Below are 13766 nucleotides of genomic sequence, written 5' to 3' on the forward strand. Positions count from 1 at the left end.
TTTTTACAGGAAGATTCATAGGATAAAATTCTACAGACGCATTTTTATTTCTAAATTAGCCGTAAATTTTTTTTATGAAAATCCATATTTCAGTTGTATTAATTCTTTTCTTTCTTCTTGGGAAGGCGCAAAAAGCGGAACAGAAAGACAATTTTGTTAAAGATAATTTCACCAAGAAAGAATTTTATATTCCGATGCGTGATGGGACAAAATTATTCACGGCAGTCTATATTCCGAAAGATATTTCAAATAAAAACAAATATCCCTTCCTGATACAGAGAACCTGCTACAATATTGCTCCTTACGGTGAGAATGAGTATAAAACAAAGCTGGGTCCGAACATCTATCTGATGAAAGACAAGTATATTTTTGTTTACCAGGACGTACGGGGAAGATACATGAGTGAAGGCACTTTTACCAATATGACTCCGCAGGTGGAACATAAAACAAAAAAAGATGTGGATGAAAGTACGGATACCTATGATACCATCGAATGGCTCTTGAAAAATGTTAAGGATAACAATGGTAAAGTAGGCCAGTTCGGAACTTCATACCCTGGATTTTATACTGCTGTAGGAACACTGGCCCAGCATCCGGCTTTAGTGGCTTCATCTCCGCAGGCCCCTATTTCTGATTTCTGGAATGATGATTTTCTTCACAACGGAAGGTTTATGCTGGGATATTTCAGAACACTTCCTGTTTTTGGAGTTCAAAAAACACAGCCTGAAAAACAGGCATGGTATATGGATTCTTTCATTAAACAAACTTCTGAAGACGGTTTAAAATTCTACAGGGAGCTTGGCACCCTGAAAGAGGCTTATGAAAAATATTACAAAAACAACTTCTTCATGACAGAAATTATGAATCATACCAACTATGATGAATTCTGGCAAAAAAGAAGTCTTCTTCCTCATCTGAAAAATATCAGCCATGCAGTGATGACCGTAGGAGGATGGTTTGATGCAGAAGACCTTTCCGGCCCTTTAAATATTTACAAAACGATTGAAAAGACAAGCCCGAAGGCTAAAAATACAATTGTCATGGGACCTTTCTCTCATGGTGGATGGTCTCAGGAACAAGGGAAACATTTTCACAGTGAAACTTATTTTGGAGACAGTATCGCAACATACTATCAGAAAAATGTGGAAGCAAAATTCTTTACTCATTATCTGAAAGGAAATACAAAAGAAGATTCAGGACTTCCTGAAGCATTAATGTATGATACGGGAGCCAAACAATGGAGGGAGTTTGCCTCCTATCCTCCTAAAAATGCTCAGAAAGTGAATTTCTATTTATCCGATAAAACCCTAAAAAAGACTTCAGGACAAGGCTATTCCGAATATTACAGCGATCCCGAAAACCCTGTTTTAAGTTCTGATCATTTAAAGGACTTCAATGGGTTCACTCCCAGAAACTATATGTCGGAAGACCAAAGATTTGCCGAAGGAAGACCTGATGTACTGACATTCACAACAGATGTACTGACAGAAGATATTACTTTTGCCGGAGAGATTATGGCTAAACTTATGATTGCCTCTTCCTCCACTGATGCTGATTTTGCTGTAAAACTGATCGATGTATATCCTGAAGATTTCAAACCTGCTGAGAAGAAAGACGGTGTTGTCTATGGAAATTATCATCAGATGGTAAGAAGTGAAATTATGCCTGCTAGATTCAGAAACTCCAGAGAAAAGGGTGAGGCTTTAGTTCCTAACCAGAAAACAGCAGTCAATTTCAGGCTTCAGGATGTAGTTCACACCTTCAAAAAAGGACATAAAATCCAAATACAGGTCAGCAGTACCTGGTTCCCGCTTTTTGCCATCAATCCGCAAAAATTTTTAGATAATCCTAATTTTGCCACAAAGGAAGACTATACAAAAGCATTCATTAAAGTATATGATGACAGCTCTATTGAAGCTGAAATCCTGAAATAAAATGAAAAAGCTGTTCGTTTGAACAGCTTTTTTTATTTACGCGCTGAAGAGATTGCACAGATTTTTAATTAGCATAGGCTGCACACCATAAATTACTCCTCAATCGTTCTGAACGTAAGATTTACTCTGGGTGCTTTTACCTTTGTTGTTGGAGGAAGCCTGTGAAGCCAATGATCCTGAGTCGTTCCTTTCATAACAAGCAGACTTCCGTTCTCCAGGAATATTTCTACTTTCCCCTTTGTCTTTTTATGTTTAAATAAAAACTTTCTTTCCGCTCCGAAAGACAAAGAAGCAATAGCTCCATGCTTTTTCAGATCTGTTTCACCGTCACTGTGATAAGCCATTCCCTCGCTTCCGTCATGGTAGAGATTCAGCAGGCAGGAATTATAGGTCTCCCCTGAAACTTCTTCACATTTTCTTTTTAATTCAAGTAACCCGGGAGTCCAGGATTTTGCATATTTTGTTCGTTTGGAATAGGTATACTCAAAGGGCTTTTCTCCAAACCAGGCCACTTTCCGTTTGGTTACAATAAGCTTCCCAAAAATCATCGCTTCATCATGTTCCCAGGGAATCTGATGGAATAGATATTGATAATACCAATCCGCCTTTTCTTTGGAGAAAACTTTTCCATAATAATGAACAACTCCATCGTGCGGAAGTATATTGATGGGATAATCTGATATTTCTTCGAATAAGTTCAGCATAATTTTTCTGTAAAAAGTACAAGCTAAAATATATTAATGATTGTCAATGAATTATGAACCACAAATTTCACAAATAAAACCGATAAACATTAATAGAAACGGAATGGGTCCGTAATCAAAAATAAACAAAATCAATTGGCTTCAGCCAAAACTTAAACATAAAAAGTCACAAAAGATTTGAATCCCTGAGTTATTTTAATGGATAAGTTTAGATATAAGAAATACATTTAAATTTTTGAAATCAAAGATTTTCATTCAGTATAGGGGCAATCTTAGCTTTAGCTTCAATCTCTGCCTAGAGTCTTTAATGGCTTTTGTGGTGAATGTAAAGTTGTGTTTTATGAATAGATATGCGAACTCTCCCAGCCCATAATCATCTGTTTTCTCACACTTCCCCATCGGTACCCACCCAGATGCCCCGTAGATTGGATGACACGGTGACATGGAATAAGAAACGCTACCGGATTACTGCCAATGGCGGCTCCTACAGCCCTTGAAGCCTTAGGATTTCCGATCTTCTCTGCCAGGCTCCCATAAGTAGACAGCTTACCCATAGGAATCGTCAGCAAACTTTCCCAGACTTTAAGCTGAAAATCGGTCCCTTTTAAATGAAGTTTGATCGTATTGAGTTTTGACCAGTCTTTATCGAATATAGACAATGCATTCTTCTGAAGAGCATCCTGCTTCTCAATAAAAGAAGCATTGGGGAACTTATGTTTCAGCTCCCCTAATGCTGTTTCTTTATCATTTTCAAAAGCCATATAACAGATTCCTTTTTCCGTAGAAGCTACTGCTATATTTCCAAATGGGCTTTCAGAAAAACTATAATGAATGACAAGATTCTTTCCTCCGTTTTTATATTCCGCAGGAGACATTCCCTCAATTTTTACAAACAGATCATGAAGTCTGCTTGTACTGGAAAGCCCTGTTTCATAAGCCGTATCAAAAAGGCTTGCCTTTTCTTCCTTCAATAGATTTTTAGCATGTTCAAGACTGATGAACTGTAAAAATTTTTTCGGACTTGTTCCTGCCCAATCCGTAAAGATCTTTTGAAAATGGGCCGGGCTCAAGTGAATATTCTCTGCCACTTCCTCCAAACTTGGCTGAAGCCTGAAATTGCTCCGGATATACTCTATCGCTTTGGCAATTCTGTTATAATCTATTTGACTTTGTGTGGACATCTTTATACTGTTTTACCTCACAAATTTCCAAAGAATATACGGCAGAAAAAATCCGATTCCTGCGGAATTTTAGTTGTTATTATAAATATTGTTATAAGCAAGCATTTTGTAATATAATTTAGCTGCCAAGAAAGCAGTAGGCTTAGCCATTGGAGAATCCATCAGTTCAACAATATCAAATGCCACTACATTACATTTTTCAAATACTTTTCTTAATAATTCCAATGTCGGATACCATTGTAACCCGCCTGGTTCAGGAGTTCCTGTAGAAGGAGCGATAGAAGGATCAAAAGCATCCAGGTCAATCGTAATATAAACGTTTCCTGATACTTTTTCCAATACATCATTGATCCAGTTTTCGTTGTTTGCGATCTCGTGAGCAAAGAACACTCTTCCTTCAGGCAGATATTCAGCCTCCTCAATATCCATAGAACGAATTCCCACCTGAACTAAATTATGCTTCTGATTTGCTTCAAAAACGGCACAGGCATGATTAGAAGTAGATCCGTGGAACTCAGGACGTAAATCTGTATGAGCGTCAAGCTGAAGAACCGTTAAATTTTCAAATTTCTCACCTACTGCACGGATAGAACCTATTGAAACAGAATGTTCTCCTCCGAAAAGCGTAAATACTTTCCCTTCATTCTGTAAAAGTTCCTTTGTTTTTTGATATACGGCTTCTGTCATTGCTTCAGGACTGGAGTTTTCAGAAACTTCTCCAGCTAAATATACACCTTCAAGATAGGGTTCTGTTCCTGTTTCAATATCGTAAAGCTCCATATTTTCAGAAGCGTTTAAGAATAATTCAGGACCTTTATCAGCTCCCTTACCCCATGTTGAAGTTCCATCATAAGGAACCGTTACCAACATTACTTTTGAATTCTCTAACGTTGCGTTTTCTTCGGGAATTCCTGCGTATGTTCTCATGCTTTATGTAAAAATTTTAATGTTGTAAAGATTGAAATATTGGGAACAAAGATACGAAGAGTTTGCGAGTTTGAGGATAAGAGAATTGACGAGTTACGGTTATCGGTTGCTCGTTGGGATATTCAGGTCTGAAACCATACATTCTAAAAGTCTGGCATCTGAAATCTGTTATCTTGTCTCTTGATTCTTGGTTCTTGATTCTTGCCTCTTGTCTCTCAATTAGCTATTTTTGTAAAAACTTTCAAATATGTCTTTAAAAGCTGTTCTTTTCGATATGGATGGAGTCATTGTAGATACAGAACCATTACATAGAAAAGCTTATTTCAAAACATTTGATGAATTGGAAATTGCAGTTTCCGAAGATCTGTACACCTCATTTACGGGAGCTTCCACCAAAAGAGTTTGTGAAACTCTGATTCATGAATATAATTTGAATCACACTCATGAAGCCATTGCCGGAATCAAAAGATCCCATTTCAAAGATTATTTCTATAACGATGACGAATTTGATTTGATCCCGGGAGTAAGACCACTGATCGAACATTATCATGAAAATGGTATAAAGCTGATCTTAGCTTCTTCTGCAACAATGACTACGATCAATATGGTTTTTGATAAATTCGGACTTGAGAAATATTTTAGCGGAAAAATAAGTGGTGCAGATTTAAAAGAATCAAAACCTCATCCTGAAGTATTCCTGTTAGCTGCTGAAATGGCTGGAGAACCAGTGGAAAACTGTATGGTTATCGAAGATTCCACCAATGGAATTCTGGCGGCACACCGGGCAGAGATTTTCTGTGCAGCCTACAGAAGCCCCCATTCTAAAAATCAGGATTATACATTAGCCGACACTGTAATTTCAGATTATGAGGATCTTGAACTTGATAAAATTTCAAAATATTTTTAAATAGCAAAAGCTCTCAACCTGGTGAGAGCTTTTATTTTATATCTGCCTTATCATCTGAATGAAGTGGAATTCAACTCCGTTCGCAATGGCAAGTTGAGGTCTTATTTGTAACCGAGAAGTTTCAATACATCCTCAGGTTCCTGCTTTTCACGGAAAATTTCATACTGCAGCTCACCGTTTTCATCTTTTTGGATCAGGACGTGTCTCGGCTGAGGCATCAAGCAGTGGTGTACGCCGCCGTAACCTCCGATCGTTTCCTGATAAGCTCCGGTATGGAAAAATCCGATATACAAAGGTTTCGTATCACTGAATACCGGCAAATAAATTGCATTGGTATGCTGTTCAGAGTTATAGTAGTCATCTGAATCACACGTTAACCCTCCTAAGAAAACCCTTTCATATGTATCCTCCCAACGGTTTAGCGGAAGCATGATAAAGTGTCTTGAAATCGCCCATGTATCAGGAAGTGTCGTCATGAATGAAGAATCAATCATATTCCACTTTTCTCTGTCATTCTGACGTTTCTGGGAAATGATCTTATAAAGGTTAGCCCCGCTCTCTCCTACGGTAAAGCTTCCAAATTCTGTATAAATATTAGGTTCTTCCACTCCTTCTTCCTCACAGAATTTTTTGATTTGAGAAACAATCTCCTCTACCATATACTGATAATCGTAATCAAAATTTAAAGAAGTTTTAATGGGAAAACCTCCTCCAATATTCAATGAATCAACTTCAGGAGCAATTTTCTTCAAACGTGCATACACCCGGAGACATTTATACAATTCATTCCAGTAGTATGAAGTATCTTTAATCCCAGTATTAATGAAGAAATGAAGCATTTTCAATCTTGCATTAGGATGTTCAGCGATTTTCTGGCTGTAGTAAGGGATAATGTCTTTATATCCGATTCCCAGTCTTGAGGTATAAAATTCGAATTTGGGTTCTTCTTCAGACGCGATTCTGATTCCGATATTGAAAGTAGAATCTATACTTTCCGTCAGTTTATCCAGCTCACGGTAGTTATCCAGGATTGGAGTAATATTTTCAAACCCGTTATTGATCATATCTGAAATTTTCGTCAGATAATCATCCGTTTTGAATCCATTACAGATCACTTCAATATCCTTATTTACCTTACCTTTCTCGTAAAGGGACTTTACAATATCCATATCATAAGCAGAAGAAGTTTCTATCGAAATATCATTCTTTAGTGCCTCTTCCAATACAAAATTGAAATGACTGGATTTTGTACAGTAGCAGTAGGTATAATTCTTTTTATATTCGGTTTTTTCAAAAGCTTCTTTAAACCAGCTTTTAGCTTTCTGAATATTTTGAGAAATTCTCGGCAAATAGCTAATCTTTAGCGGAGTGCCAAATTGCTCAACAACGTCCATCAATGGAACATCGTGAAACAACAAATTGTTCTCAGAAACATTAAATTCCTCTGTAGGAAAATATAATGTCTGATCAATAAGTTCCGAGTACTTTATTTTCATTTCTAAACAAGTGAATTAAGAAATGCAAAATTGCTAAAAAAGTTTGGTTTTTGGGTGTTAAAATTATTATAATTTTCTATAATCCCCTGATATTGCTCCCTTCAAAAATTTCTCCCTGAAAATCAATAGGTAAACTTTTGAATATATTCCTGCCTCTTACTGTCAGAGATCTCTAAAGCTTCTTGAATATAGGCATCTGTTGAGCCATATTTTTTTTCTATCTCCCCGAAAGCTGCGTCAAGATATCTTTTTTCCACCCAACTCAGTTTTTCCAAAACCTGTATATCCATTTTAGGATATAAGAAATGCAGGTTATTGGCTAGTCCAAGTCTTTTCTCAACAAGACCTTTTCTATAATTGTTGGACAAAAGATAATCGTTATAGATGGTATCTTTATCAAACTTCAGAATGGTCAGTAGTAACGCGGTAATAATTCCGGTGCGGTCTTTACCTGCTGTACAATGATAAAGAATCGGACCTTTGGATTCTAAAATTTCTGTAATAATAGTTTTTATCGTTCCTGGATTTTCTGCAACATACTCACGATAAAAATCAATCATTCGTTGATCAGCATCAGAACCATTCACTTTCCCTCTTAGTACAAGTTTTTTAGCCTGATCCAGCTGATCACCTTTATCTTCAAAAGCTGAATAATTTTTGTATCTGATTTCCTTTGGAAGGTTATCCGGTTTCTGGGCAATTTCTTTTGAATTCCTGAGGTCAATAACTTCTTTTATTCCCAGATTTTGAAGATCATGAAAAGATGTCTTTTTAAGCTTGTGAAGATGGCCGCTCCTATAGAATATACCTTTCCTCAATGCCCTTCCTTGGATATTTTTAAGGTCTCCTACCGTTCGGAAATTATAAACTTTTTTGACCGGAAGACTTTTCTCCGTTTCATTTTGCCCATATTCCGGTGTCTCAAAATGCTGTGTTTTACAGGATAAAATACAGAATAATGAAATCGTAAAAACTGATATTTTGATTAATCTATTCAATAGTTTTTTGTTTAGCTACAAAAGTTATGCACCCTGTCAAATCTGTCGATTTGCCCCGCTCCTGGGGAGAGGAATTTTCACGCGTCCCATTGTGGCACTAACCCAGGTTTTAAATTGTATGTTGTTTTAAGTTTTGGCTAAAGCCGGTTGACTTGTTTATTTTGATCAAACGGGCTAAAGCCCGTTTCTATTCAAATTAATTGCTTTAATATATAATTGGATATTCTATCTCGTTGAGACCTACAAAAAATAATACATCTCCTGATTCATATTCCACTGAAATCTCATCTTCAATAGCAAAATTCCGGGTTCCTATTCTTGAGGTAATGCTTAAGTTTCCATGAGTCAGGGGCCAATTGAGCCCTTTTGTTGTAATTTGGTCAGCTGACGGAAAAGGATAAAGAGAGACCATTTTATTCTTTACTCCTTTCAATTTAAATTTTCTGGGAATAAAATAATATTCCGAAAATTCATCATAAAACCTGATTTCCATACGGTCTTTAAATCCATAAGCAACCGTAAGGTTTCCAAGAAAATGATCCTGCTCACCTCCACTTCCTCCGAAAACATCAATCTCCGAAAAGCCTTTTTCCAAAATGATTTCCAAAGCTTTATGAAAATCTGTCTTATCCTGATCCAATGTAAGGATAAATTTTTCCTGATATCTATCTTCATCCGATCCGGAATGCGAATCAAAGTCACCGGAAATAAAATCCAGCTGATCTAAACGGAAGCCCATTTTTTTCAGATAATGGAAAGCACCGTCTGTACAAGCGATCAATCCATAATTTTCAGGATCAGGTAACGTTTTTGGAGCCTCACCATTGATAAAAAGCAATACTTTATCTCTCATTCGGATTCCAGTATTCTTCCGGTTCGTTATTCAGTTTTGAAACATATCTTGCCAATACAAAAAGATAATCTGAAAGTCTGTTTAAATATTTGATTAATTCAGGGCGTACTTCTTCAGACTCATTTAAAAATACCAGGGAACGCTCTGCCCTTCTGCAGATGGTTCTTGCCGCATGTAAAAAAGTCGCCGGCTTTCCGCCGCCGGGAAGAATAAAATACTGAAGAGGTTCCAGCTTTTCATCAAACGCATCCATCCATTGTTCCAGTTCTTCAATCTCAGTTTCTGAAATAATTAATGGAAGTCTAGATTTACCATTGGCAAGCATCAATTTATCCACCGGCGTTGCTGCTTCAGAACCTACTGTAAACAGATCAAACTGTATTTTTTTCAGCTGCTTTAGAACTTCTTCATCTTCAATATGGCTTTTGGCAATTCCGATGAATGAATTCAGTTCGTCTATATTTCCATAACTGTCAACTCTCGCACTGGCCTTGGAAACTCTTGTTCCGCCATATAATGCTGTCTGCCCTTTATCTCCTGTTTTTGTATAAATTTTCATACGACTAAAATACTTTTTTTTGTAGAATGTAAAAAGTAAAATGTAGCAATAGCTTCCTATTCTATCTGAAAAATGATAAACTGACACTAGGAATTAATGTCAGTTTATATTTGTACATGTAAGTTTTATATCTTTTGAGATTGCTTCGTCTTTGTTAAGCATTACAACGCAAATCCAATTCTTTATGTATAGATTAAAAAGAATAATTAACATTTAGCTGAAAAATGGTTCCGTTAAATCCAAACTGATTTACCTCCCAGGGATATTTGAATCTTCCTCCAAGATCCGTTACTACATCTCCTTTGCTGTCTATTACATCCGGGTAAATATTAAATAAATTATTCACGACTCCGGAAACTTTAAGATCATTCGTGATTTTATAGGTTAAAACGATGTCTGTAACTACCTTACCGGAAAATGTCTGATCTTTGGCAGGATCAGTGGCGTGCTGCCATGTAACAGAACCAAAATACGTATTATTAAGGTTAAAATTAAACTTTGAAATGTCATACGAAAGACTAAGAATAGTTTTTGTTTTTGGTCTTGCAGAGATAATTCTGGATTGTTCTTTTCTATCAAAAAAGTTTTCTGAGTAACCATTTTCAGCCAAAATAGGCGGAACGGCAATATTATCTACTATTTTAGTTTCGTTATAATTGAAAGCAGCAATAATTCCCAATTTTCCTTTGCCAATAGCAGAAGTATAATAATTAGCTACAAAATCAATCCCTTCAGTCACTGTATTTACAGCATTGGTAAAAAACTTCAGGGAGGTTATTTTGTTATTGTTTAATATTACTTCCACAGGGTTTGTTAGATCCGGATTCCCTGGAGCACCGGTTTTGTACCCAATATCTCCTGAGAAAAGTACCCGGTCTTTAATTTTTATTCTATAATAATCTGCTGTAATAGTCAGGTTTTTAAAAGGTTTTACAGCAAATCCTCCTGTAATATTAAAGGCTTTTTCAGCATTTAATTTGGGTACCCCAAGATCAGATCTTACAATTTGAGAATCATTATTAAAAGTACCCTGATTAGCTACCGTATTCCCTGTAATCTTGGTTTGAACATTAGAATAATAAATCTGGTGTAATGAAGGTGCTCGGAATCCTGTAGAAACAGACCCTCGGAAAACCAATTTATCATCTAACAGTTTATATCTTGCATTTCCTTTCCAGGAAACATTATTTCCGAAATCACTGAAATTTTCATACCTCACAGTTCCTCCAAGTAACAGGTTTTTCGTAACATCCCATTCAGCATTCATATAAGCTCCAATATTCTGACGATTTTTATTGACTTCATTTTGAGGCTGCAGTCCTGGAAATGATTCTGCTCCACTTCCTATATAAGACGCTTCCTCTCCTGCCCTTGCCTGATAATTTTCATTGCGCACTTCAGCTCCGGCTCCTAAAACAAGGGCACCAAAATCCCGGCTGACATCTATGTTTCCTATAATATTACTGAACTGGTGGCCACCTGCTTTAAAACGGGTTGGTGAATTTGCACCCAAAGATGTATTAATAGTATTTCCTACAGCATAATCTACTGCATTAGAGCCAAAGGTTGCACTCCCATCAAAACTCCATTTTCCAAACATGCCTTTCCATCCGGAAGTTAAATTATAATCATAAACATCTGTTTTAAATTCCGGTTGAAATCCATTGTAAGGTTGTCCTTTTGGAGTTAATAAACCAAAATCTGAAGGTACCCAATAGGGGGTTCTATACAAAGCAAAACTAGTCCCATTTCTGTAAGTGGTACCCCCAAAAGCATAAAATTTACCAGTTTCACCCGTTGGCAATTCAAAATTCACAAACATATTGGCAACTTTTGTCTCCGGCTGCCCTATAATCATTCCTAAACCGGGATTAGCCTGAGTCCAGGCATTATCGACACCAAAAAGTTCGTCTTTTGTAATAGAGCCTGCGCGGTTCGTTTTATTTTGAGAGGAAAATCCGAATGTAAGATTCAGACTTCCGGTTTTTGCTACTCTGATTCCCGTATTAAAATCTGCTCCGATATTAAAACCGTCTCCTTTTGAAGTAATACCTGAAAAAAGATTGACTGTGCTTTTGCCCACACTGTTCTTAAGAATTATATTAATAACTCCTGCAATGGCATCAGAGCCATATTGTGCAGATGCTCCATCCCTCAATACTTCTACATTTTGTAAGGCTGCTGAAGGAATACTTTTCAGATCTGTACCTACCTCACCTTTTCCTGGTGTATCATTTACATAAATTAAAGCACTTTGATTTTTTCTTTTACCATTCACCAAAACCAATGTTCTGGAAGGTCCTAATCCTCTTAAATCTGCAGGATCAAAGTGAGCGGTTGCATCAGAAACAGTTTGCTGTGATGAATTAAAAGAGGGTACAGCATAAGTCAAAGCTTTATCAAAAGTAACCTGCCCTGTGGATTTTAACTGTACTGCCGAAATATTGTCAATAGGAATTGCAGAGGTAATGATGGTCCTGGGCTTGGTTCTACCCGTGGTAACCACCACTTCATCTATTTTATTTTGTTTTATGCTGTCCTGAGCATATCCCATAGCACCAGCTCCACTTAATACTAATGCATAGATTTTTCTCTTAAATAAATTCTTTTCCATGTCAATTGTTAATTATTTAATAAATCTAGTAAAAAAATTAATATTAAACATAAAAATAAAACATATAATAAAAATTAATCTCCATATTTGTGAAAAATATATCATTTCACAAAAACAAGAATTTATTTACAAACATAAAGTGATTTATTAATAATATGAAAAAAAATAAATCAATAATATCATATCTGTATAAAAAAATTAATTAGTTAACATCAGAAATAAACATGATTTCATTCGTTCTGATAAGTAGTTTTCAACGGGTTGAGATTGCTTCGCCTATGGCTCGCAATGAGTGGGAATAAAAAATGGCCGGGAAACCGGCCATATCCAAATTATTTATTTACCTCTACGTATTGTATGATGGTCTGATTTTTTGGGTTGTAGATAATTGTACTACTGTTGGGAAACCTTTTCAATTTATAATATTGAATGTCTTTATCAGATTTTATATCCTCCAGAATACTTGTATCAAAGGTATTATCAGGAAGAAATTTTGACAAAAGACTTATTTTATCAATAAGGCTTTGTCCGTCAATCTTACGGGCTTTTTGATCTGATTTACCTTCATCAGTAGTAGTTTGCCCCTCCAAAAGAGGCAACAATACAGCAATATCAGCTTTGTATTTAAAAATATAGCCTTCAGAGCCATTGGGAAATTTGAACTTTTTTCCTTTCTCCTCTGAAATTACGGAGGAACCTATACCGGGGAACACTTCATTAAACTTAACATCCTGAGAATGGGTTAAAGAATTGATCGATTCATTCACTGTTTTTTTGACAGTTTCCTCTACAGCCTGCTGGGCCTTCTGCTGCACCGTTTCTGTCGTTTTTTGAACGGTCTGATCTATTTTTTCTTCAATCTTATTACATGATACTAATAAAAGAACAGCAATAACAGGCAAAATATACTTCTTCATAATTCTAAATAAGGGTCATCTTTTTATTAATATCCTTTTTCTCAAACGGAAAAGCAGGCCGGATATTTTAACAAAGAATAAAAAATTTCAGCATCCAAAATCCTGCTGACACGCTGTTGTCACAACCGGCTCTTACCTTTGTCTCAACAATAACAAATAAAAACCATACAATTATGACAACTACAGCAACAGCCACTCAACAATTCATGACAACCGAGCAATTATTAAACCATTGGCAAGGTCATAGAAACCTTACGAGAAGAGTAATTGAATCTTTTCCCGAAAAAGAATTATTTGAATTTTCACTAGGCGGAATGAGACCCTTCGCAAAACTGGCAGTAGAGCTGATCAGCATCGGCGGAGTTGCTTTAAAAGGAATTGTTGAAAAAAATATGGAAGCGTATAACGAGGAAGGCTTTACTCCAAAGACCAAAGAAGAAATTTTGAAAAAATGGGATGAAGAGACTGAAGTGATCAACCATTATTTCGGTCAGATCTCTGAAGAGCGTTTCCAGGAGACCTTCAATTTATTCGGACAATATGAATTCCCGGTATATCAGAACATTCTTTATTTTGTAGATAACGAAATTCACCACCGCGGCCAGGGATATGTTTATTTAAGAGCTCTGGGAATTGAACCGCCTTTTTTCTGGGAGAGATTTTAATAGAGCATGAG

General features: G+C 36.4%; 12 protein-coding genes. 3 read left to right on the top strand and 9 right to left on the bottom strand.

The features are described from left to right. Positions 1-74 precede the first annotated feature (74 nt). Complete coding sequence (locus MUW56_RS04805) at positions 75-1934, top strand: CocE/NonD family hydrolase (RefSeq protein WP_292012122.1); 1860 nt, start codon at positions 75-77, stop codon at positions 1932-1934. A 92-nt stretch (positions 1935-2026) separates the two neighbouring features. Here the strand turns inward: MUW56_RS04805 and MUW56_RS04810 are convergent, their stop codons facing one another. The 3 genes from MUW56_RS04810 to speB form a co-directional block, all read right to left on the bottom strand. Beyond that, complete coding sequence (locus tag MUW56_RS04810) at positions 2027-2635, bottom strand: alpha-ketoglutarate-dependent dioxygenase AlkB (protein WP_292015376.1); 609 nt, start codon at positions 2633-2635, stop codon at positions 2027-2029. A 341-nt stretch (positions 2636-2976) separates the two neighbouring features. Further along, positions 2977-3819 carry a methylated-DNA--[protein]-cysteine S-methyltransferase gene (locus MUW56_RS04815; RefSeq protein ID WP_292012123.1) on the bottom strand — a complete coding sequence of 281 codons (843 nt, stop codon included), beginning with the start codon at positions 3817-3819 and terminating at the stop codon, positions 2977-2979. A gap of 69 nt (positions 3820-3888) precedes the next feature. Next, positions 3889-4746, bottom strand: coding sequence for an agmatinase (speB, locus tag MUW56_RS04820; RefSeq protein WP_292012124.1), 858 nt, complete (start codon positions 4744-4746; stop codon positions 3889-3891). A gap of 247 nt (positions 4747-4993) precedes the next feature. Here speB and MUW56_RS04825 point away from each other — a divergent pair, with 247 nt between their 5' ends. Continuing rightward, on the top strand, positions 4994-5653 hold the full coding sequence (locus tag MUW56_RS04825; protein WP_292012125.1) for an HAD-IA family hydrolase: 660 nt from the start codon (positions 4994-4996) through the stop codon (positions 5651-5653). A gap of 101 nt (positions 5654-5754) precedes the next feature. Here the strand turns inward: MUW56_RS04825 and MUW56_RS04830 are convergent, their stop codons facing one another. The 6 genes from MUW56_RS04830 to MUW56_RS04855 all read right to left on the bottom strand — a co-directional run bounded on the left by MUW56_RS04830 (position 5755) and on the right by MUW56_RS04855 (position 13090). Beyond that, positions 5755-7149 (bottom strand): arginine decarboxylase, encoded by a 1395-nt coding sequence (locus MUW56_RS04830; protein WP_292012126.1) that lies wholly within the window; start codon positions 7147-7149, stop codon positions 5755-5757. 122 nt (positions 7150-7271) lie between these two features. After that, entirely contained in the window at positions 7272-8147 is an 876-nt protein-coding gene (locus tag MUW56_RS04835) for a tyrosine-protein phosphatase (RefSeq protein WP_292012127.1), read from the bottom strand. Between the two features lie 205 nt (positions 8148-8352). After that, entirely contained in the window at positions 8353-9000 is a 648-nt protein-coding gene (locus MUW56_RS04840; RefSeq protein WP_292012128.1) for a thiamine diphosphokinase, read from the bottom strand. After that, positions 8990-9559: a cob(I)yrinic acid a,c-diamide adenosyltransferase gene (locus MUW56_RS04845; RefSeq protein ID WP_292012129.1), complete on the bottom strand. Its 570-nt coding sequence runs from the start codon at positions 9557-9559 to the stop codon at positions 8990-8992. The genes MUW56_RS04840 and MUW56_RS04845 overlap by 11 nt, the downstream gene beginning before the upstream one ends. Before the next feature lie 193 nt (positions 9560-9752). After that, positions 9753-12173, bottom strand: coding sequence for a TonB-dependent siderophore receptor (locus MUW56_RS04850; protein ID WP_292012130.1), 2421 nt, complete (start codon positions 12171-12173; stop codon positions 9753-9755). A gap of 332 nt (positions 12174-12505) precedes the next feature. Further along, positions 12506-13090, bottom strand: a complete 585-nt coding sequence (locus tag MUW56_RS04855; protein ID WP_292012131.1) for a hypothetical protein — start codon at positions 13088-13090, stop codon at positions 12506-12508. Positions 13091-13263: 173 nt separating this feature from the next. Between MUW56_RS04855 and MUW56_RS04860 the strand changes: the two genes are divergently transcribed. Further along, on the top strand, positions 13264-13755 hold the full coding sequence (locus MUW56_RS04860; protein WP_292012132.1) for a DinB family protein: 492 nt from the start codon (positions 13264-13266) through the stop codon (positions 13753-13755). Positions 13756-13766 lie beyond the last annotated feature (11 nt).

Source organism: Chryseobacterium sp., assembly GCF_022869225.1.
Taxonomy (GTDB): domain Bacteria; phylum Bacteroidota; class Bacteroidia; order Flavobacteriales; family Weeksellaceae; genus Chryseobacterium.